The sequence below is a fragment of the Streptomyces sp. NRRL F-5122 genome (assembly GCF_001507435.1).
GTDB lineage: Bacteria > Actinomycetota > Actinomycetes > Streptomycetales > Streptomycetaceae > Streptomyces > Streptomyces lannensis.
Map to the genome: position 1 here is coordinate 255,502 of NZ_LMWH01000037.1, position 21,169 is coordinate 276,670.

Sequence of the window (21,169 nt, forward strand, 5' to 3'; positions counted from 1 at the left end):
GAAATCTTGCCGTCGAAGGGTGTTGTGCGGGCCGAGTGGTCTGATAAGTATGCGGGCAACTGGTCGATCACGCTCGATGAGGAGCCGACAGATGGCCCGCAGGACAGTGCGGTACGGACGGCAAGGCAGGCGACTCTCCTCGTGGGCGGTGCGCGCGACGGCCACGGCCGCTTGCGGCACCTTGGCGCTCACGGCATGCGGCAGCACGAAGGACGCCGGACCGGCCAGCGCCGGAGGCGACGGCACCGGGAAGGTCGGGGTGATCCTGCCCCTGCTGACCTCGCCGTTCTGGCAGTCCTACAACGACTACGTGCCCAAGATGGCGAAGTCGGAGGGCGTCGACGCCCTGAAGACGGTCAACTCCAACAGCGACCCGTCCCAGCAGATCACCGACATCAACAACGAGCTCAATCAGGGCGTGAAGGGGCTGGTGGTCGCCCCGCTGGACAGCGCCGCCATCGAGGCCGGGCTCGACCAGGCCGAACGCAAGGGCGTCCCGGTGGTCGCCGTCGACGTCGCGCCCGACAAGGGCAAGGTGGCGATGGTGGTGCGTGCCAACAACGTCGCCTACGGCGAGAAGGCCTGCGACTACCTCGGTCAGCACGTCACCAGCGGCAAGGTCGTGCAGATCATGGGTGACCTCGCCTCGGTCAACGGCCGGGACCGCTCGGAGGCGTTCCGCGACTGCGTCAAGAAGAAGTACCCCAAGCTGAAGGTCCTGGAGATCCCCGCCAAGTGGGAATCCGACACCGCGGCCTCCAAGCTCGACACGCTCCTGAACGCCAACCCCGACATCAAGGGCATCTACATGCAGGCCGGCGGCGTCTACCTCGCGCCCACGCTGCAGACCCTCAAGTCCAAGAACATGCTGAAGACGGCGGGCCAGAAGGGCCACATCGCCATCGTCTCCAACGACGGCATCCCGCAGGAGTTCGACGCGATCCGCAAGGGCGAGATCGACGCCACCGTCTCGCAGCCGGCGGACTCCTACGCCAAGTACGGCATGTACTACATCAAGGCCGCCATGCAGGGGAAGACGTTCAAGCCCGGCCCCACCGACCACGACTCCGAGATCGTCAAGCTGCCCAGCGGCATCCTGGAGGACCAGCTGCCTGCCCCGCTGGTCACCAAGGACAACGTCGACGACCCCAAGCTCTGGGGCAACACGGTCAAATGAGCACACCAGTCGTCACCCCCCTGGTGGAGGCGCGGGGGATCGTCAAGCGGTACGGCCCCACGGTCGCCCTGAGGGAGGGGCAACTCACCGTGCTCCCGGGTGAGTCCCATGCCCTCGTCGGTCGCAACGGCGCCGGCAAGTCCACCCTCGTCAACGTCCTCACAGGCCTGCAGGCCGCCGACGAGGGCATGATCCGCTTCGACGGCGAGCCGGCGCCCCCGCTCGCCGACCGCGACGCATGGCGGCGCAAGGTCGCCTGCGTCTACCAGAAGCCCACGGTCGTACCGGAGTTGTCGGTCGCCGAGAACCTCCTGATCAACAGGCAGCCGACCGGTCGTGGCGGACTCATCAGCTGGCGCAGGCTCAAGGCCGAGGCGGCCGAGGTCCTCGCCACCTGGGACGTGCACGTCGATCCGGACGCCCGCACGGCCGACCTCAAGGTCGAGGACCGCCAGATGGTGGAGATCGCCCGGGCGCTGAGCTTCGGCGCCCGCTTCATCATCCTCGACGAGCCGACCGCGCAGCTCGACAACCGGGAGATCGAGCGCCTCTTCACCCGCATGCGGGCGCTGCAGGAATCCGGTGTCACCTTCCTGTTCATCTCGCATCACCTCCAGGAGGTGTACGAGGTCTGCCAGACCGTCACGGTGCTGCGCGACGCGCGCTGGATCACCACCGCCCCCGTCGCGGATCTCTCCCGGGCGGCCCTGGTGGAGGCGATGGCGGGCGAGATCGTCGCCGAGCGCGCCGTGTCGGCGCGGGACGCCGTGGCGGACGACGCCCCGGTGGCCCTCGAGGCGCGGGGGCTGACCTCCGAGTCGTACGACGGCATCGACCTCTCCGTGCGCCACGGAGAGGTCGTGGGACTCGCCGGTTCCAGCGGCAGCGGGAAGATCGAACTCGCGGAGACGTTCGCGGGACTGCGCACCCCGACCGGCGGCACGGCCCGTCTCGACGGCAGGCCCCTGCCGTTCGGCGATGTGCAGGCCGCGCTCGGGGCGGGCGTCGGCTGCGTGCCCCGGGACCGGCACGAACAGGGGCTCGTCGCCGGGATGACCGTCGGCGACAACGCCACCATGAGTGTCCTGGGCCGCCTCGGCAGGTACGGGTTCATCGGCACCCGGCGCAAACGCGTCTTCGCCGCCGATCTGATCCAGCGTCTCGACATCCATGCCGAGGGCCCGGACCAGCCGGTCTCCGACCTGTCCGGCGGCAATGCGCAGAAGGTCGTCATGGCCCGCGCCCTGGCCTCCGAACCGCGTCTGCTGGTCCTCATCAACCCCACGGCGGGCGTCGATGTGAAGTCCAAGGAGTCGCTGCTGGCCCGGATGGACAGTGCCCGTGAGGACGGCACCGCCGTGCTCGTCGTCTCCGACGAGCTCGACGACCTGCGGCGCTGCGACCGCGTCCTCGTTCTCTTCCACGGCCGGATCGTCGCCGAGCACCCGGCGGGCTGGCACGACCACGAGCTGATCGCTTCCATCGAAGGAGTGGACCATGGCTGACACCAAGGCCCAGCCGCTCACGCCCGTCCCGGTCCCCGAGGCGCGTTCGGCCAGGACCGTGCTGCTCCGCCGGGCCCGCGAACTCGCCCTTCTCCCTGCACTGTTGCTGCTCATGGTGCTGGGCGCGTTCGTGAACGACTCGTTCCTGACCGAGCGGAACATCATCTCGATCCTGGGTGCCTCGGCGGCCCTCGCGATGGTCGTACTGGCCGAGTCGCTCGTGCTGATCACCGGCAAGTTCGACCTGTCCCTGGAGTCGGTGGTCGGTATCGCCCCGGCGGTGGGCGCGCTGCTCGTCCTGCCCGCCGCCCAGTCCGGCTGGGGCACCGAGTGGCCCGCCGGACTCGCCCTCGTCGCGATCCTCGTCGTCGGTGCGGCTATTGGCGCCTTCAACGGCATCCTCGTGGTGAAGTTCAAGCTCAACGCGTTCATCGTCACCCTCGCCATGCTGATCGTCCTGCGGGGCCTGCTGGTCGGTGCGACCAAGGGCAAGACGCTGTTCGGGATGCCCGACGCGTTCTTCACCCTGGCCACCACGACCTTCCTGCGCGTCCCGATGTCCGTGTGGCTGGCCGCCGTCGCCTTCGCGGTCGCCGGTCTCGTCCTGCGCTACCACCGCGTCGGCCGCGCCCTGTACGCCATCGGCGGCAACGCGGACGCCGCCAGGGCCGCCGGGATCCGGGTGGAGCGGGTGATGCTCGGCGTGTTCGTCGTCGCCGGCTGCCTCGCCTCGATCGGTGGGATCATGCAGACCGGGTACGTGGGCGCGATCAGCGCCAACCAGGGCAACAACATGATCTTCACGGTGTTCGCGGCGGCGGTCATCGGCGGGATCAGCCTCGACGGCGGCAAGGGCACCATGCTCGGCGCGCTGACCGGTGTGCTCCTGCTGGGCGTCGTACAGAACCTGCTGACCCTCGCCCAGGTGCCGTCGTTCTGGATCCAGGCCATCTACGGCGGAATCATCCTGGTCGCCCTCATGATCGCTCGTGTGACGACGGGCCGTGCCCAGGACTGACCTCCCTCGTTGGCGTAGATCGCCGTACGACGTACGACCTCGCACGACCTCGTGCCCCGGACCGAAAGGCCTCTCGTGTCCCCAACTGCCGCCCGTATCACCGCGGTCGACACCTTCGACATCCGTTTCCCCACGTCCCGCGAGCTCGACGGCTCCGACGCGATGAATCCGGACCCCGACTACTCGGCCGCCTACCTCGTGCTGCGCACGGACGCCGCCGACGGCCTCGAGGGGCACGGATTCACGTTCACCATCGGGCGGGGCAACGAGGTACAGGTCGCGGCGATCGAGGCGCTGCGCGGACACGTCGTCGGAAGGGACGTGGACGAACTGTGCGCGGACCCCGGCTCGCTCTTCCGTGCCCTGATCGCCGACAGCCAACTGCGCTGGCTGGGGCCGGAGAAGGGCGTGATGCACATGGCGATCGGCGCGGTGGTGAACGCCGTGTGGGACATGGCCGCCACCCGTGCGGGCAAGCCCCTGTGGCGGCTGCTCGCCGAGGCCGAACCGGAGTGGCTCGTCCGCCAGATCGACTTCCGCTACATCACCGACGCGCTCACCCCCGAGGAGGCCCTGGACCTCCTGCGGCGCGGCAGGCAGGGCACCGAGGAGCGCACCGCTCGGCTGCTGGCGGAGGGCTACCCGGCCTACACGACCTCCGCGGGGTGGCTCGGCTACAGCGACGAGAAGCTCACCCGGCTGGCCGCGCAGGCGGTCACCGACGGCTTCCGGCAGATCAAGCTGAAGGTGGGTGCGGACCTCGCCGACGACGTGCGCCGGTGCCGGGTGGCCCGTTCCGTCGTGGGACCGGACGTCCGCATCGCCATCGACGCCAACCAGCGCTGGAACGTGGACGAGGCGATCACCTGGACCCGGGAGCTCGCCGAGTTCGACCCGTACTGGATCGAGGAGCCGACGAGTCCGGACGACGTGCTCGGTCACGCCGCGATCCGCAAGGCCGTCACGCCGGTGAAGGTCGCGACCGGCGAACACGTGCAGAACCGTATCGTCTTCAAGCAGATGCTCCAGGCCGGCGCCATCGACGTCCTCCAGATCGACGCGGCCCGCGTCGCCGGCGTCAACGAGAACCTGGCGATCCTGCTGCTGGCCGCCAAGTACGGGGTGCCGGTCTGCCCGCACGCGGGCGGGGTCGGGCTGTGCGAACTGGTCCAGCACTTGTCGATGTTCGACCTGGTCGCGCTCTCGGGCACGACCGACGACCGGGTCATCGAGTACGTCGACCATCTCCACGAGCACTTCATCGACCCGGTGGTGATCAGGGAAGGCCGCTACTCGGCGCCCACCGCGCCGGGCTTCTCCGCGGCGATGCGGCCCGAGTCCATCGCTCAGTACACCTTCCCCGGCGGTACCTTCTGGGCCGCCGACCTCGAACAGAAGAAGGGGCACGCGGCATGAGCGACTTCGAGGGCCTCAAGGCCCTGGTGACCGGCGGGGCCTCCGGGATCGGCCGGGCCACCGCCGAGCTTCTGGCGGCGCGCGGTGCCGAGGTGGCCGTACTGGACCTCGACCCCTCGTCGGTGGACAAGCCGCTGCTCGCCCACCGGGCCGATGTGACCGACGATGCGTCCGTCCGCGCGGCCCTGTCCGCCGCGGTCACCGATCTCGGCGGCCTGGACGTACTGATCAACAACGCGGGTATCGGCGCCCAGGGAACCGTCGAGGACAACGACGACGAGCAGTGGCGGCGGGTGCTCGACGTCAACGTTCTGGGCATGGTGCGCACGACCCGCGCCGCGCTGCCCCATCTGCGGGAGTCGGCGCACGCGGCGATCGTGAACACATGCTCCATCGCCGCGACGGCCGGGCTCCCGCAACGGGCCCTGTACAGCGCCAGTAAGGGCGCCGTCCTCTCGCTGACTCTCGCCATGGCCGCCGATCACGTCCGCGAGGGCATCCGGGTGAACTGCGTCAACCCCGGCACGGTGGACACCCCTTGGGTCGCCCGCCTCCTCGACGCCGCCCCCGACCCGGCCGCCGAACGCGCCGCGCTCCAGGCCCGCCAGCCCGCCGGCCGCCTGGTGACGGCAGCCGAGGTGGCCGGTGCCATCGCCTACCTGGCGAGCCCTCTGTCGGGCTCCACCACCGGCACAGCCCTCGCGGTCGACGGCGGCATGCAGGGCCTCCGGCTGCGGCCGGTGGGCCAGTGAGCACCCTCGGCGGCAGCGGCGTCGAGGTCGGTCCACTGGCCTTCGGCGCCGCCGGCATCGGCAACCTCTACACCGAGGTGAGCGAGGAGCGCGCGTACGAGGCGGTCCAGGCCGCCTGGGACAGCGGGATCCGCTACTTCGACACGGCCCCGCACTACGGACTCGGTCTGTCCGAACGCCGCCTCGGCGCGGCCCTGCGCGAGCACCCCCGCGCCGGGTACACCGTCTCGACCAAGGTCGGCCGTCTGCTGGAGCCCGCGGGCGCGGGCGGCGACGACCTCGCGAACGGCTTCGCCGTACCGGCCACCCACCGCCGCGTCTGGGACTTCAGCGCGGACGGCGTGCGGCGCAGCCTGGAGGACAGCCTCGAGCGGCTCGGCCTCGACCGTGTCGACGTGGCGTATCTGCACGACCCGGACGACCATGCCGAACAGGCGCTGCGGGAGGCCGCTCCGGCGCTGGAGAAACTCCGCTCACAGGGCGTGGTCGGCGCGATCGGCGCCGGCATGAACCAGGCAGGGATGCTGACCCGGTTCGTCCGTGAGACGGATGTGGACGTTGTGCTGTGCGCGGGCCGATACACCCTGCTCGACCAGCGGGCACTGGACGAACTGCTCCCGGCGGCCGCCGACCGCGGCGTCTCCGTGGTCGTCGGCGGCGCGTTCAACTCCGGTCTGCTGGCCGACCCGAGACCCGACGCCACCTACGACTACGCGGCCGCGCCGGCCGAACTGCTGGACCGTGCACTGCGGATGAAGGCAATCGCGGAACGGCACGGCACCACGCTGCGCGCCGCGGCGCTGGCGTTCTGCGGCGCCCACCCGGCCGTGGCGAGCGTGCTCGTCGGCGCGCGCTCGGCGGCCGAGGTCCGCGACTGCGCCGAGCAGTTCGCGGCGACCGTCCCGGCCGCGTTCTGGGAGCAGTTGAAGGATGCGGACCTGCTGCCGGCCCATGCCCCCGTCCCCGCCGAGGAGCCGTCATGAGAGTCGCCCTGCACACCAGGGTCCGCGCCGATCGCATCGAGGCGTACGAGGCCGCCCACCGGGACGTGCCCGAGGAGCTCACCCGGGCGATCAGGGCGGCCGGGGCCACCTCGTGGACCATCTGGCGCAGCGGGACGGACCTCTTCCATCTGCTGGAGTGCGAGAACTACCCACGGCTGCTGGCCGAGCTGGAGGCTCTCCCGGTCAACGTGGCCTGGCAGGCTCGGATGGCGGAGCTGCTCGACGTCGTGCACGACTACTCGCGCGAGGGCACGGACGCCGGTCTTCCCGTCGTATGGGAGCTGCCGTGACCATCGACGCCCACCACCACGTCTGGGACCTGTCCGTCCGCGACCAGGACTGGATCACCGGACCCGCGCTTCGGCTCCTGCGGCGGAACTTCACCATGGCGGACCTCGCGCCCGAGGCACGCGCGGCCGGCGTCGACCGGACCGTGCTGGTGCAGACGGTCACGGTGGCGGAGGAGACCCCGGAGTTCCTGGCGCTGGCGCAGGACGACGACCTCGTCGCCGGGGTCGTCGGCTGGACCGATCTGACCGCACCCGATGTCAAGGACACCCTGGACCGGCTGCGCGAACTGCCTGGCGGCCCGTACCTCCGCGGGATCCGGCACCAGGTCCAGGGGGAGCCGGACCCCGAGTGGCTGCTGCGCCCCGACGTACGTCGGGGTCTGGAGGCGGTCGCGGCGGCGGGCCTGGTGTACGACCTGGTGGTCCTGCCCCACCAGCTCCCGGCGTGCGTCAGGGTGGCCGCCGATCTTCCCCAGCTCACCTTTGTCCTGGATCACTTGGGCAAGCCACCCATCGCCTCCGGGGAACTCGAACCCTGGGCGTCCCGCGTGCGGTCGCTCGCCGACCTGCCGAACACGGTGTGCAAGCTGTCGGGGATGGTGACCGAGGCCGACCATCAGGCCTGGAGCCCGGCGGATCTGCGACCGTACGCCGACACCGTGCTGGACGCCTTCGGCCCCGACCGGCTGATGTTCGGCTCGGACTGGCCGGTGTGCACGCTGGCGGCCACCTATGCCGGGGTGTCGGAGGCTGCGGGCGTGCTCACTCGAGGTCTCGGGGATCCCGAACGTGCCCAGATCTTCGAGAAGACCGCCGCCCGGGTCTACCGGATCTGAGCCGCCTGGGCCGCCAACCGTGTGGGCGGCAGGAACTCGCGGACATAGGTGCGTTCCCAGCATGCTCCCGTGCTGCGCAGTTCCTGCCAGGTCGTGTACCGGTAGCGGAAGAGCCGTGCCCGGACGAAGCGCGGTGGGGCGTCCGGCGGGAACGGGGAGCGGCGCAGGAGCCGCAGTGTGTCGCGGTCGTTCTCCAGCAGGCGTTCGATCAGTCCGCCGAACCAGGATCCCGCGTAGGCGGGGGAGAGCGCCGCGAACCACATCAGCCAGTCCAGCCGCAGATGGTACGGCGCGAACTGGCGCGGCCAGCGTCGAGGATCACCCGGTTTGCCCTTGAACTCGTACTCCCGCCAGTCGGAGTCCTCACGCGGCAGTGCCTCCGCCGTGCCCTCGATCACCACCTCGTACCGGATCCGGCTGACGCTGCCGAACGCCCCGTAGGTGTTGACGAGATGCAGCGGATCGAAGGAGCGGTTCATGACCTGGCCGCGGGAGACCATGTTGCGCACGGGGTGGTAGCTGAGGACGACCAGGCCCGCCGCGACCGACAGCACCACGATCTCGTACCACAGCGGCGGCGCGGCCACCCCGGGAGCGGCGGCCGGGAACCGGATCGCCGACAGGGCGAGCACGATGGTGATCCAGTTCAGCCAGGCGAAGTTGCCGGACAGGACCAGCCACAGCTGGGTCACGATCATCAGGGACGCGGCCACCGTGGCGATCGGCTGCGGGGTGAACAGCAGGACGGGGACGAGCAGCTGGGTGACGTGATTGGCCGCCACCTCGACCCGGTGCAGCGGCCTTGGAAGATGGTGGAAGAACCAGCTCAGCGGGCCCGGCATCGGCTGCGTCTCGTGGTGGTAGTCGAGGCAGGTCAGCTTCCGCCAGCAGGCGTCCCCGCGGATCTTGATGAGGCCGGCGCCGAATTCGACCCGGAAGAGGATCCAGCGCAGCAGGAACAGCACGACGACCGGCGGGGCCACCTTGTCGTTGCCCAGGAAAGCGGCCAGGAAGCCCACCTCGAGGAGCAGTGACTCCCAGCCGAACGAGTACCAGGTCTGACCGACGTTGACGATCGACAGATACATCGCCCACAGGGCCAGCCAGAGCACCATGCCCGCCCAGAGCGGCAGTTGGGAGTCGAGCCCGGCGACCAGCGCCACCGAGACCGCGCACCCCGCCCATGACCAGGCGGCGAAGAACCGGTCCGAGTAGTGGAGGTGGAAGACACTCGGGGCGTGCTTGAAGGGCATCCGGGCCAGATGGCGCGGCACGGGCAGTATGCCGCGCTCCCCGATCAGCGCGCGGAACTGAAGAGCGGCGGAGAGAAAGGCGAAGAGGTACACGACGGCCAGGGCCCGCTGGAACACCAGCCGGCTGAGCCAGTACTCGGGTGCCACGAACCAGTCCACGGTGACCGCTCCTCTCCCTCCAGTGTGACCCGGTACCCCGGTCCGGGCCGAGGGCCCCGTGACTCTCCGTGCTGATGCGCTCCGCTTGCGCGACTCGAGCGAGTGAAGCAGACATGTAGTGACGAATCGTCCTGGACGAAGCGGAGAACGCGGTGAAGACGCCCACCCGGTCGCTGAGGGCACCCCTCAGGACACCCCATCCAGCCATCACAAGGATGAAGGCGCCCGCCAGGGCACTGGCAGCCGCCTGCTCGCTGTCGGCGGCGACCCTACTGTGCGCCGGATGCGGCGGGAAGGGACTCATACCGGGTCCCCCAGCCGGGGGTGAGGTCTTCCTCCAGTCGGCCGCGGCCCGCGGCCCCGACCCCTTCACCGACTCGACGGTCCGCTCCGGTGCGTCGCCCACGTCCGTCACCCGGGCGCCGCAACCGGTGGCGTACAGGACCGGAGGGGCCGCACGGTCCGTTTCCGGCGCCACGCCCGGCCTGTACGCCGGCACCCGCTCCGTCGGCAGCTGCGACGTGGAACGGCAGATCGCCTATCTGACCGCCGACCCGGTGAAGTCCCGCGCCTTCGCACAGGCCTCCGGCATCCACCAGGTGTCCGTCCCGGCCTATCTGCGCGGCCTGACATCGGTCGTCCTGCGCGCCGACACACGCGTCACCGACCACGGTTTCCGCGACGGACGCGTCGCCGGCCGCCAGTCCGTCCTGGAAGCGGGCACATCCGTCCTGGTCGACAACCGCGGCGTGCCCCGGGTGCGCTGCGCCTCCGGCAGCCCGATCGGCGAGCCCACGTCACTGAGGGGCACCCCGACGGCCCACGGCCGCCCCTGGTCCGCCTACCGGCCCGCCCAGGTCGTCGTCGTCACCCCGGCTCCGCAGATCATCGCCAACATCACGCTCATCGACATCGACAACACGAACACGTGGATAGTGCGCACGACGGGGGACGACGGGCGCCAGGACATCGACGTCCGGCCGCCCCAGGCCGATGTGCGGCCTCCGCAGGTCGACGTACGGCCCCCGCGCGCCGACGTACGGCCGCCGAGGTCCGATGGGCAGGGCGCCGCGCCGAGGCAGTTCGGGACCTCCTTGCAGCCCGCGCCGATCCCGAGCGGCATCCCTCCCCTCGAGAACCCGGACCCGGACAGGAGCGACGCCCCGCACGAGAAGAACCTGACGCTGAGGCGGCCCGGAGGCGACTGCGTGCTGCCCAGCGTGACCGTCACCACCGCGCCGTTGACGACGCGCGAGACCCGGGTGCCGGGGGATGTCCCGCCCGGGGACGTCGACTGTCCCACCGCTTCCATCGCCGCCGCCACCTCTGCGCCGGCCGCGCCCGGGGCGGTCACGCCGTCCGCTCGGCCGTCCGCGCCCAAGCTCGACGCGTCCGACGGCGGCCGTCCGGTCCCCGGCGACACGAGCACGGAGAGCCCGCTGTTCGACAGCCCGGCCGACGCGGTCGGCCACTGAACCCTCCGGGGCGGCCGCGGTCCCGGGGGCCACCGGGCAGAAGTCGAAGATTCCGGCAAATCCTGACATCGTGGGCCCATGGCTGATCGGGCAGCGAGCGCCCTGTCACGGCCGCAGGGTCGGCCCGCCCCACCGGATCCGATCCTGGCGCTCAACCGCATGGGCAGCTTCGACTGGGACCTGGACACCGGGCTGTTCCACATGGACGCCCAGGCCTACGACATCCTCGATCTGTGCCCCGACGAATACGACGGCCGCCGCGAGAGCCTCTCGCTGCGCATACCGCCGATCGAGGGCAGCCGCCTCGACGCCGTCGTCGCCCGTTCGATCGAGGACGGCAGCGCGAACTACGGAACCTACTTCCGCATCCGCCGCCGGGACGGCACCCTGCGCTGGACGCACAGCCAGGGCTATATCCATCGGGACGAGACGGGCAGGGCGCACCGGATCGTCGGCATCCTCCGCGACGCCACCCAGGAGCTGCGGGACGGCCGGACCCGCGGCGAACAGACGCCCCAGGACGAGGCGCTGCGCCGGCAGACGGACGTCGTCCAGATCACCACCGCGGCCCTGGCCCACGCCCGCACCGTGCAGGACGTCATCGACGTCCTCAAGGACAGCCGGGGCCTGACCCACCTCGGGGCGATGTCCCTCGTGGTGGGGATGGTGGAGAGCAGTCGCATCAAGATCGTCGCCGAGGGTCCCGATGGCCGCTCCCTCCCCGGAGCCGGCGTCACGCGCATCGACGAGCCGTATCCGATGAGCGAGGCGATCCGGAGCCTTTCACCGCAGTTCATCGAGTCACCGGAGGAGTTCGCGGAGCGCTACCCGATCCTGTGGCCGTACCTCAGGCACCTGGGCATCACCTCGGCCGCCTATCTGCCGCTGATCGTGCAAGCGCGCCCCATCGGCGCCGTGGGTCTGCTCTACGACGACCGGTACGGATTCACCGCCGAGGACCGCAACGTCCTCGTCGCGCTGGGCAGCAGCATCGCGCAGAGCCTTCAGCGCGCCATGTTCTACGAGCAGGAGAAGGACCTCGCCCAGAGCCTGCAACAGGCGATGCTGCCGCGTTCCATACCCAGCGTGCCCGGCGCCGACATCGCCGTCCGCTACCGTTCGGCCTCCCTCGGCCGGGACATCGGCGGCGACTGGTACGACCTGATCCCGCTTCCCGGCGGCCGGGTCGGCGCCGTCATCGGCGACGTACAGGGCCACGACACACACGCCGCCGCAGTCATGGGCCAGCTGAGGATCGTCCTGCGCGCCTACGCCGCCGAGGGCCACACACCGGCCACCGTGATGGCCCGCGCCTCGGTCTTCCTCAAGGAGCTCGACACCGAGCGCTTCGCGACCTGTCTGTACGCCGAGGCCGACCTGTCCAGCGGGGTGGTGCAGCTGGTCCGCGCCGGCCATGTCGATCCACTGCTGCGGACGACGGAGGACTGCTGCCGGCGGCTGTCCGTCGAGGGCGGGCTCCCGCTCGGGCTGTCCGCGGAGTTCGGCCGCCTCGAGTACCCGGTGACCACCGCCGAGCTGGACCCCGGCCAGACCCTGCTCCTGTGCACCGACGGACTGATCGAACAGCCCGGCACCGATCTCGACGACGGCATGCGGACTCTGCGGGACCTTGTCTGCACCGGCCCGGGCGATGTGAGCGACCTGGCCGACCGGCTCATCGCATCGGCCGAGGAGCGGGGTGGCCACGACGACGTCGCACTGCTGCTCCTCCGGCGCCGGGGCCTGGCCCAGCGGTCCGGCGGCCGACTCCAGCACCACGTCGGACCCGGTGACCCGCAGGCGCTCGGCGATGCCCGTCGCATGATCCGCGCCGCCGTCCGCGCCTGGGGCGTGGGGGAGCGCTCCTACGAGATCGAACTGGTCGCCGACGAGCTGATCACCAACGTGCTCCTGCACACCGAGGGATCCGCGGTCGTCACACTCAGGGTCCTCGCCGGCCACGACCGCAGGCTGCGGGTGGAGGTCGAGGACTCCTCCAGCGCCCTGCCCCGCCGCCGGGAAGCGGGCGAGTCCGGTGTCTCGGGCCGCGGGCTGCTGCTCGTCGACCGGCTCACGGATGTGTGGGGGGTGGAGGCGCGGGGCGGCGGCAAGGTCGTGTGGTGCGAATTCATGGTTCCGCGACGCGGGTGAGACGCCTGGCCGGTCGTGAAGCCGGGCAGGGGTGGCACTCTGGTACACATGCCGGAACTGCCCGAGGTCGAAGCGCTCAAGGATTTCCTGTCCGAGCATCTCGTCGGCCACGAGATGGTACGCGTGCTGCCCGTCGCGATCAGCGTCCTGAAGACGTACGATCCGCCGGTCACCGCCTTCGAGGGCCGCGGGGTCACAGCGGTGCACCGGTACGGCAAGTTCCTCGACGTGGAGGCCGGCGGACTGCACTTCGTCACCCATCTGGCCCGAGCGGGCTGGCTCCAGTGGAAGGACCGCCTCCCCGACGGCGTGCCGCGGCCCGGCAAGGGGCCGCTCGCCCTGCGGGTCGCGCTGGAGACGGGCGAGGGCTTCGACCTGACGGAGGCGGGCACCCAGAAGCGGCTCTCCGTCTACGTCGTCCACGATCCGCAGGACGTGCCCGGCGTCGCCCGGCTGGGCCCCGATCCACTGGCCGCCGACTTCGACGAGCAGCGCCTCGCGAAGCTCCTCGAGGGGGAGCGCCGTCAGATCAAGGGCGCACTGCGCGACCAGACCCTGATCGCCGGTGTCGGCAACGCTTACAGCGACGAGATCCTGCACGCCGCGAAGATGTCCCCGTTCAAACTGGCCGCGTCGCTCTCCCCGGCGGAGACGGGACGTCTGTACGAGGCTCTGCGCAGCACGCTCACGGAGGCGGTCGAGCGCTCCCGGGGTCTGGCGGCCGGCCGCCTGAAGTCTGAGAAGAAGAGCGGCCTGAGGGTCCACGGCCGGACCGGCGAGCCCTGCCCGGTGTGCGGCGACACGATCCGCGAGGTGTCCTTCAGCGACTCCTCGCTGCAGTACTGCCCGACCTGCCAGACGGGCGGCAAACCGCTGGCGGACCGCAGGTTGTCACGGTTGCTCAAGTAGGCCCTGCGCCCGGCGCGGACGAACGACCGGAACCGTTCCCCCGGCCTGTCGACTGCTGTCCGGCGGACACATGCGGGAGATCCGGACGTCTCACGACGCCGACCGGAAGCGGTGCCCGTCCTTCCGACCCGGCCGAGTGTCAACGGGCGTCGCCGCTGGTGTCGTCGGTGCGGAGAAGGCGTCAGTGGGACTTCAGCGTGACCAGGTGCTGCCCGTCCCTGGTACGCACCTCGAAGTGGTCGATCTGCCGGGACTGGAGCGCGGCGCCTCCGTGCACGGTGGTCGCATCTCCGTCCTCCGCGGGCACCATCCAGCTCGTCACCGTCTGCTCCGAGCCGTCCTTGCCCACCGCGACGAGCCGGCAGGGGTGCGGCCCGGACCCGTCCTTGACCGTCACATCCACCTGGCTGCCCCAGACCCGGTCCTGCGTGCTGATCTCCGCCCAGACGCCGGTGTCCGGGTCGGTCGCGCTCATGGCGGTCGTGTCCGAGGACCCGCCGTGTCCGGAGACGAGCGCCAGCGACGGGCCGCCGACCGCGAACAACACGGCGGCCGCGACCGCGTAGCGCAGGCGCTGTCGCCCGCTGCGCCGTTTGGCCGTCACCTCGTCGAGCACCCGCTCCAGCAGGCGGGGCCCAGGGGCCGCGAAGGGACTCACCGACCGCGGGGTCGCGTTGCGGTACAGCATCAGCTGTCGTGCGGCGGGACGGAACTCGCTCACATGCGCCTTACAACTGGCGCATTCCATGAGGTGGTCCTCGAAGCGAAAGGCTTCCGTCTCATCCAGAACGCCGAGCGCGTAGGCGCCGACGTCGCGATGGCGTTCCAGGGACCTCATACCAAATCCTCATGACCGGTGAGCGGGGTGGGGGTGGTGCTGCTGTTGCCCACCGGTACGGACCAGACTGCCGAATCACTCAAGGCCGTTACCGAATCGCGGCCAATACATTCGGAGCCGTCGGTCCGGCGGATTGGTCCCGGTTCAAAAGAGATGGATGGCGAGGTGTCCGAGGGGGAGTCCCAGCTGCCAGGCCGCAGTCCAGACCTTGGGGCCGTCCTCCTCGCCCACGGCGACCCCGCCGGGCACCGCGTCCAGATCGGGGGCGAGCAGCTCGGTCTCCTCCAGCCAGCGCCAGGCCGCCGACGCGAGCTCCAGGTCCGGGGCGGGCCCGCCGCACTCGATCGCCTCGGCGGCCAGTTGGGCCATGCGCCGGCGCACCCAGTCCTGCCAGGGCTGGTCGTATGCCGTCAGCGAGAGCCAGGTCTCCAGCTGTGAGACCACACGGATGCCGGACAGCTCGCCGCCGGTGTCGGACAGGAAGATGGTCAGTGCCAGGGCGTCGCGCCCGGCACGGAACTCGAAGGACGTCGGCGGCATGAGGTCGCCCGTGCGGAGCAGTTCGTCCGCGATGTACTCGGCATACAGCCACGCCATGGGGACGGCCAGTTCACCGCCGCCGGTGCCGTCCGTGCTCTCTTGGCCTCTGTGCAGCATCCCTTCCTGCCTTCCTCCGGTACGTGCGCGTCGCCCGAACCCGGGCCCCAGTGCGGAACACGGATGAAGCAAGCTGATTGCTCAACCATGGTCGGCAGCAAGGCGCTTTACGGAGGCTTGACCCGACCTACGGTTTCACCGCAGGTCGGCCGCGTATCCCGGTAAAACTCGGCGCAGGGCGCGCAATGCGTAGTACGCGCGAGACTTCACCGTACCGGGCGGAATTCCCAGAGCCTCGGCGGCCTCCGCCACACTGGCCCCTCGGAAATACACCTGCACCAGTACATCCCGGTGCTCGGGAGTGAGTGTCTTCACAGCCTCGCGTACATCGAGCATCGCGGCGGATCGTTCCGCATGGTCGGCGATCACCCTCGCGTTCTCCAGTACGGCGTCCCCGACCTCGGCAGGTCTCGCCTGGCGGGCCCGCCGCGCGTCGATCGCGAGCCGCCGGCCGACGGTCAGCAACCAGGGGCGCACGGAGTCGAAATCATGCGCGCGAAGCGCTTCGGGGTGTTGCCAGGCGCGTACGAACGTCTCCTGCAACAGATCCTCGGCGCGTTGCCGGTCGCCGTCCGAGAGCCTGAGCAGCAGGGCGAAGAGGGGGCGGCCGTGCTCGCGCTGCAGCTCGGCCAGCTCGTGCTCGGCGGTCGTCCCGGTCGGGGTGGTGGTTACGGCCGTCATGGGCGTATGGCAACGCGGGCCACGCCGCCCGCACAGGTCCGGGACCGGGCCGTGCGGTGGGCGGTCGCTGTTCGTCGGTGAACGGTTCGGCGAGCGGTCGACCGCCCTGCGCACGGGCGTGGCGCCGCTCTCCCCGGACTGCGGGAGGGCGGCGGGGCCCGGGCGACGTCAGGAGGTTCCGACGGTCCTGGCCAGCTTGGAGCGCTTGTACGAGTAGCCGAAGTAGACGACCTGGCCGATCGCGAACCACACCGCGAACCGCACCCACGTCTGCCACTGGAGAAACGTGATCAGCCAGATCGAGAAGACCACGCCGAGTGCGGGTACGAACGGCATCCACGGCGTGCGGAAGGAGCGCGGCAGATCCGGTTGCCGGTGGCGCAGGACGATCACCGCGGCGCACACCAGCACGAACGCCAACAGGATGCCGATATTGGTCAGTTCGGCCGCCTCGCCGATGGGCAGGAACCCGGCGATGGCGGCGGAGGCGATTCCGACGATCCAGGTGACGCGGGTGGGGACGTGACGCGTGGGATGCGTCTTCGCGAACCATCCGGGCAGCAGTCCGTCCCGGGACATCGAGAACCACACCCGGGTGACGCCCAGCATGAAGGCGAACATCACCGTGAGGATGCCGATGATGGCCCCGACCGCGATCACGTCCGCCAGCCCGCTGAGCCCCACGGCCTTGAACGCGCTCGAGAACCCGCTCTCCTTGTCGATGTCCTTGTAGTCCTGCATGCCCGTCAGCACCAGGCAGGCCGCCACGTACAGGACCATGGAGATCCCCAGCGAGTACAGGATCGCCTTCGGCATGTGCCGCTGCGCGTCCCTGGACTCCTCGGCCGCGGTCGACATGGCGTCGTACCCGAAGACGGCGAAGAAGACCGTCGCGGCCCCGGTGAACGCTCCGCCGACGCCGTAGGGGAAGAAGGGGTGGTAGTGACCGGTGTCGATGTGGAAGACGCCGACTCCGATCACGAGCAGAACCACAAGGATCTTGAGGGCCACCACCGTCGTCTCGAACCGGGCCGCGTTGCGGATGCCGAGGTTGAGCAGCCATGCGATCAGCAGGCACAGGACGACCGCGAACAGATCGACCCGGTGGCCCGTACCCGTGCCCGGCGCGCCCAGCATCCAGGCCGGCAGATGCGCGCCCGTCTCGCCGACGAGGAAACCGAAGTAGCCCGAGATGCCGATCGCGACCACGGCCACGATCGCCGTGTACTCCAGCAGCAGATCCCAGCCGATGAACCAGCCCGCGTACTCGCCGAGCACCGCGTACCCGTAGGTGTACGCCGAACCGGCCTTCGGGATGAGTCCCGCGAACTCCGCGTAGGACAGTGCCGCGCATGCGCTCGCCACCCCCGCGACGAGGAACGATACAAGGACCGCGGGTCCCGCCGTGCCGTTGGCGACGGTGCCGGCCAGGGTGAAGATGCCCGCGCCGATGATCCCGCCCACACCGATCGCGGTGAGCTGCCACAGTCCGAGCGATCGGTCGAGCCTCGTGCCGTCGTGGACTTCCGTCTCTTCGATGCGTTCGATGGGTTTGCGGCGGAGAATCCCCTCACCCATCCTGAGCCCGGCCATGAGCTTCACCCCTTCGCATACGGCAATGGGCTGACGGCGGATCATGATGGCGCAGGGGACGGCAGGGGCGGAAGACCGCATGCGTGCCCGGCCGGGACGAGCGCCCGCCGAGCGCGGTCGGGTCCGGCACCGCGGGCGCCGGCGGCGCAGCTACGGAACGACCGTGACCGGCCAGCGCCCCGCCTTGACCAGCCGGATCGCCACCGAACCGATGATGCGGTGGCCGGCCTGCTCGGAGGCGCCCACCACCACCGCGTCCGCCTTCAGCTCGTCGGCCGCCTTGACCAGCCCGTTGTAGGGGTCGCCGCGGAAGGTGTGGAACTCCCAGCGCACCTCGAATATCCCTCTGACGCGCTCGGTGGCCTCGCGGATGTACTTGACCAGGTCCTCCGCGATCGCGTCGGTGGTGTCGGCCACCGGGACCCCGAGCGCCGCCCCCGCCGCCATCACAGGCTGCACGTAGACGACGGCCAGCAGTGCACGCTGCCGACGGGCGAGACCGCCGGCGTAGGCGGCCGCCCGGAGCGAGGAATCGGAGCCGTCGACGCCGACGACGATGACTTTGGGCCCATCCGTTCCTCGCTCGAACTGATGCGAGTGCTGTTCCGTCACGGCGGTGAGGCTATCGGAAACCGCAGGTCCGGGGCCCGTTCGGGCGCCGGGGAATTCCACGCGGGTCGGCGGGACACGGTGGCTTGCGCCGATCCGTCCCGGGCTGTCCGCCGTCCGCTCCGATCGCACTCACCGCACTTCGACCATGCGGGCGAACACCACCACGTTCCCCGCGTAACCGTGCTCCTCGGAAAAACCTCCTCCGCAGGTGATGACGCGCAGTTCCGGGGCGCCCTTGTTCCCGTAGACGCGGCTGCCGGGGAAGTTCTTCTTGTCGAAGACCTCGTTGCCATAGACCTCGAACACGGCCGTCTTGCCGTCCAGGCGCCGTACCTCGACGCGGTCGCGCTGCTTCAGGGCGCCCAGTCCGTAGAACACCGCCGGGCCCACGTCGTTGTCGACGTGGCCCACGATCACCGCCGTGCCCTTCTCACCGGGAGAGACCCCGCCGGTGAACCAGCCCGCGAGGTTCGTGTCCTCGGGCGGTGGCGCGCTCACCCAGCCGGAGGCGTCGAGGCCGACCGGTACGACGGGCGCGTCGACCTGGATCGCCGGGATACGGACACGGCTGACCACGGAGTACTGCAGCGCGGCGGGTGTACCGGCGTGGCTCAGGGCGCCGGTGGTGCCCGCGGCCGCCGCCGAGGCCGGCTGCGGCGGGCCCACGTCGACGTGACCGGAACCATTGCGGACGAGGGCGAGGCCCGTCAGCAGGGCCATCGCCATCATGCCCCACGGGGCCCGTTTCTTCTGCCGGTCCTCCGTCCCGGTCGACCCGGACGCAGACATTCGCCAATCCCCTCTCGACGCGGCCGTCACCACGTCGGTCACGATCAACAGCACGCCAAGCGCGCAGGAATGAGTGAGCGACGGGGAGGCGGCGAACGGGTGTCGGCCGTCGGGGGTGCGACGGCCGGGATCCTTCTGACGGATCGTGACCTGTGGTGTGTCTCCCGGGCGGGAACACCCTCGCCCCGGATCCGTTCGGGACCCGGGGCGAGGAGATCCGGCTTTCAGTCCCGGGGAGGGGTGCGCCGGCGTGCCATGTGCCAGGCCGTGCCGACCGTACCGATGATCAGGGCGGCGCCGAGGCCGACCTCCTTGAGATGGAACCCGCGGACGCTGCCGCCGACACCGGCCTGTACGCCGTGCTGCTCGTACCCGCCTCCGCCTTCACCCTTTCCATAACCTCCGCCGCCGCCTCCACCGTTTCCATAACCTCCGCCGCCTCCACCGTTTCCATAACCTCCGCCGCCGATGCCTCCGCCGTATCCTCCGCCGCCGATGCCTCCGCCGTATCCTCCGCCGCCGATGCCTCCGCCGTACCCTCCGCCGCCGATGCCTCCGCCGCCGATGCCTCCGCCGTACCCTCCGCCGCCGATGCCTCCGCCCCCGTAGCCGCCTCCGCTGTCGGGCGCACCCCCGCTGCCGCTCTGCTTGGATCCCGCGGTCTCGCTGTGAGCGGCACCGATGGTGAGCTTGCGGTGGCCGTATTCATGACCGCACCGGAAGGCCACGTCGTAGGAGGTACCGGGGCGTGCGTTCCGGTCGATCACCGCCGTGGCCGAGGTCCCGCCCTTGGGGACGGTGACCGTCTGGAACACGCCGGAGGTGACCGTGGCCTCCTCCTTGCAGCCCTGTACGGGCAGCGAGAGCCGGCCGCCGGGAGCGACCGTCTCCGGCTGGAGGTTGTAGCCGAAGCCCGGGTTGCCGACGTCGTCGCCGGCGGCGGCCGAGGTGCATGCGGTGAGGGCGAGGGCGCCAAGGCCCAGCATTGCGGCCGAGAGTGCGCGTATCGCGGGCATGGAAGCCTCCAGGTCCCCGAGGAGCCTTGCTGCGGACGGATTCCGCTTGCGCCTGAAATGCACCTCGATGATCGAAACAGTAGGAAGGCCGCTTCGGGGGCGCGATCTCAGTCGTGCGAATGGGGCAAGTGCATGGGCCGCCCAGGGGACCCCGGCCGTGAAAGGGGGCGGGCCGGTGCGGCGGGAGGGAGCGCACGGGAGGTGGCAGGGGCGGGAGTCCTGTGACGGACCGCCCCTGCCGCCGGTGCGCGGCGGCGCCGGTGCCGTCACCCGTGCGCGTGCGGGAACAGCGTCAGGAAGGGCTCCGCGGACGCCGCGATGCCCCGGCTGTAGGGCGTGTCGAAGTCCCAGATCAGGAAGAGGAGGAAGGCGATGAGTGCGGAGAACAGCCCGGCGAGGACCAACTCGCGTGGCGTACGCTGGATCTGGAGTGCGAACACCATGCCGATGGTGATCACCGCACCGCCGATCAGCCCGAACCAGACCACCGTCGGCATGGTCGCACCCGTGGAGTCGGCCCGGGCAGCCCGTGCCGTGTCGGCCGCGGCCACCTGATCGAGGAGCGGCTGGTAGGACTGGGCCTGGAAGTCCGTCTTCGGCTGATAGTCGGTGACGTCCTGACGGATCCGCTGGAGCAGTTGGGCACCACGAGGGGTCACCTTGCCGTGATCCGTCATGGCCTTCCACTCGGCGGTCACGACATGGCCGACGTACGCGTCGATGTCGTCGCGGACGCGGTCGCGGACGTCGGGCGGATAGACCCGGACGCGCTCCGAGATCTCGTGCAGCGCCTGAGCCTCGGCCTGCACATGGTCCTGGGCGGCGCTGCGGGCCTCCCAGACACCGGCGATGGCGAGTCCCAGCACGATGGCGTACACCACGCCGATCCACATCGTCATGTACTCGATCACATCCGGTGTCTCGGACGGATCGTCGTCCTCGGCGGCGGTGCGATGCCGAAGCAGGGTCACCGCGACCACGACGGCACAGGCGGCCGCCATCGCGAGGGCGAGAACAAGCCATTCCGACAAGAAGTGC

20 protein-coding genes are annotated in these 21,169 nt (G+C 70.4%); 11 read left to right on the plus strand and 9 right to left on the minus strand.

Annotated elements, in window-relative coordinates:
* The first annotated feature begins 91 nt into the window (after positions 1 to 91).
* The 8 genes from ADL25_RS07315 to ADL25_RS07350 all read left to right on the plus strand — a co-directional run bounded on the left by ADL25_RS07315 (position 92) and on the right by ADL25_RS07350 (position 7,998).
* Entirely contained in the window at positions 92 to 1,177 is a 1,086-nt protein-coding gene (locus ADL25_RS07315) for a sugar ABC transporter substrate-binding protein (RefSeq protein WP_059126819.1), read from the plus strand.
* Entirely contained in the window at positions 1,174 to 2,682 is a 1,509-nt protein-coding gene (locus ADL25_RS07320) for a sugar ABC transporter ATP-binding protein (RefSeq protein ID WP_059126820.1), read from the plus strand. Before ADL25_RS07315 ends, ADL25_RS07320 begins: the two co-directional genes overlap by 4 nt.
* Positions 2,675 to 3,700 (plus strand): ABC transporter permease, encoded by a 1,026-nt coding sequence (locus ADL25_RS07325; protein WP_059126821.1) that lies wholly within the window; start codon positions 2,675 to 2,677, stop codon positions 3,698 to 3,700. Before ADL25_RS07320 ends, ADL25_RS07325 begins: the two co-directional genes overlap by 8 nt.
* A 75-nt stretch (positions 3,701 to 3,775) precedes the next feature.
* Positions 3,776 to 5,116 (plus strand): L-fuconate dehydratase, encoded by a 1,341-nt coding sequence (locus ADL25_RS07330; RefSeq protein WP_059126822.1) that lies wholly within the window; start codon positions 3,776 to 3,778, stop codon positions 5,114 to 5,116.
* On the plus strand, positions 5,113 to 5,868 hold the full coding sequence (locus tag ADL25_RS07335) for an SDR family NAD(P)-dependent oxidoreductase (protein WP_059126823.1): 756 nt from the start codon (positions 5,113 to 5,115) through the stop codon (positions 5,866 to 5,868). Before ADL25_RS07330 ends, ADL25_RS07335 begins: the two co-directional genes overlap by 4 nt.
* Positions 5,865 to 6,851 carry an aldo/keto reductase gene (locus ADL25_RS07340; RefSeq protein ID WP_059126824.1) on the plus strand — a complete coding sequence of 329 codons (987 nt, stop codon included), beginning with the start codon at positions 5,865 to 5,867 and terminating at the stop codon, positions 6,849 to 6,851. Before ADL25_RS07335 ends, ADL25_RS07340 begins: the two co-directional genes overlap by 4 nt.
* Positions 6,848 to 7,162 (plus strand): L-rhamnose mutarotase, encoded by a 315-nt coding sequence (locus ADL25_RS07345; RefSeq protein ID WP_059126825.1) that lies wholly within the window; start codon positions 6,848 to 6,850, stop codon positions 7,160 to 7,162. The genes ADL25_RS07340 and ADL25_RS07345 overlap by 4 nt, the downstream gene beginning before the upstream one ends.
* Positions 7,159 to 7,998, plus strand: a complete 840-nt coding sequence (locus tag ADL25_RS07350) for an amidohydrolase family protein (RefSeq protein ID WP_059126826.1) — start codon at positions 7,159 to 7,161, stop codon at positions 7,996 to 7,998. The genes ADL25_RS07345 and ADL25_RS07350 overlap by 4 nt, the downstream gene beginning before the upstream one ends.
* On the opposite strand, the gene ADL25_RS07355 is transcribed toward ADL25_RS07350, so the two are convergent.
* Complete coding sequence (locus tag ADL25_RS07355; protein WP_059126827.1) at positions 7,986 to 9,410, minus strand: lipase maturation factor family protein; 1,425 nt, start codon at positions 9,408 to 9,410, stop codon at positions 7,986 to 7,988. The genes ADL25_RS07350 and ADL25_RS07355 overlap by 13 nt on opposite strands.
* A gap of 215 nt (positions 9,411 to 9,625) precedes the next feature.
* Between ADL25_RS07355 and ADL25_RS07360 the strand changes: the two genes are divergently transcribed.
* The 3 genes from ADL25_RS07360 (at position 9,626) to ADL25_RS07370 (ending at position 13,945) form a co-directional block, all read left to right on the plus strand.
* Complete coding sequence (locus tag ADL25_RS07360; RefSeq protein WP_059126828.1) at positions 9,626 to 10,885, plus strand: DUF6777 domain-containing protein; 1,260 nt, start codon at positions 9,626 to 9,628, stop codon at positions 10,883 to 10,885.
* 78 nt (positions 10,886 to 10,963) lie between these two features.
* Positions 10,964 to 13,036 carry a SpoIIE family protein phosphatase gene (locus ADL25_RS07365; protein WP_059126829.1) on the plus strand — a complete coding sequence of 691 codons (2,073 nt, stop codon included), beginning with the start codon at positions 10,964 to 10,966 and terminating at the stop codon, positions 13,034 to 13,036.
* Positions 13,037 to 13,084: 48 nt separating this feature from the next.
* The gene (locus tag ADL25_RS07370; RefSeq protein WP_059126830.1) at positions 13,085 to 13,945 is read left to right on the plus strand and encodes an Fpg/Nei family DNA glycosylase; all 861 of its coding nucleotides are present in this window, start codon (positions 13,085 to 13,087) and stop codon (positions 13,943 to 13,945) included.
* Positions 13,946 to 14,126: 181 nt separating this feature from the next.
* On the opposite strand, the gene ADL25_RS07375 is transcribed toward ADL25_RS07370, so the two are convergent.
* The 8 genes from ADL25_RS07375 to ADL25_RS07410 all read right to left on the minus strand — a co-directional run bounded on the left by ADL25_RS07375 (position 14,127) and on the right by ADL25_RS07410 (position 21,162).
* Positions 14,127 to 14,783, minus strand: a complete 657-nt coding sequence (locus tag ADL25_RS07375) for a zf-HC2 domain-containing protein (protein WP_059126831.1) — start codon at positions 14,781 to 14,783, stop codon at positions 14,127 to 14,129.
* Between the two features lie 144 nt (positions 14,784 to 14,927).
* Positions 14,928 to 15,440 (minus strand): hypothetical protein, encoded by a 513-nt coding sequence (locus ADL25_RS07380; protein ID WP_059126832.1) that lies wholly within the window; start codon positions 15,438 to 15,440, stop codon positions 14,928 to 14,930.
* Positions 15,441 to 15,575: 135 nt separating this feature from the next.
* Positions 15,576 to 16,121, minus strand: coding sequence for a sigma-70 family RNA polymerase sigma factor (locus tag ADL25_RS07385; protein ID WP_059126833.1), 546 nt, complete (start codon positions 16,119 to 16,121; stop codon positions 15,576 to 15,578).
* A 168-nt stretch (positions 16,122 to 16,289) separates the two neighbouring features.
* On the minus strand, positions 16,290 to 17,714 hold the full coding sequence (locus tag ADL25_RS07390) for an amino acid permease (protein ID WP_059126872.1): 1,425 nt from the start codon (positions 17,712 to 17,714) through the stop codon (positions 16,290 to 16,292).
* Positions 17,715 to 17,864: 150 nt separating this feature from the next.
* Positions 17,865 to 18,326, minus strand: coding sequence for a universal stress protein (locus tag ADL25_RS07395; RefSeq protein WP_059126834.1), 462 nt, complete (start codon positions 18,324 to 18,326; stop codon positions 17,865 to 17,867).
* A 129-nt stretch (positions 18,327 to 18,455) separates the two neighbouring features.
* A complete protein-coding gene (locus tag ADL25_RS07400; RefSeq protein WP_059126835.1) occupies positions 18,456 to 19,115 on the minus strand; it encodes a class F sortase in 660 nt (219 codons plus the stop codon).
* Between the two features lie 224 nt (positions 19,116 to 19,339).
* Positions 19,340 to 20,131, minus strand: coding sequence for a hypothetical protein (locus ADL25_RS49685; RefSeq protein ID WP_199839120.1), 792 nt, complete (start codon positions 20,129 to 20,131; stop codon positions 19,340 to 19,342).
* 266 nt (positions 20,132 to 20,397) lie between these two features.
* Complete coding sequence (locus ADL25_RS07410) at positions 20,398 to 21,162, minus strand: DUF4239 domain-containing protein (RefSeq protein ID WP_234380686.1); 765 nt, start codon at positions 21,160 to 21,162, stop codon at positions 20,398 to 20,400.
* Positions 21,163 to 21,169 lie beyond the last annotated feature (7 nt).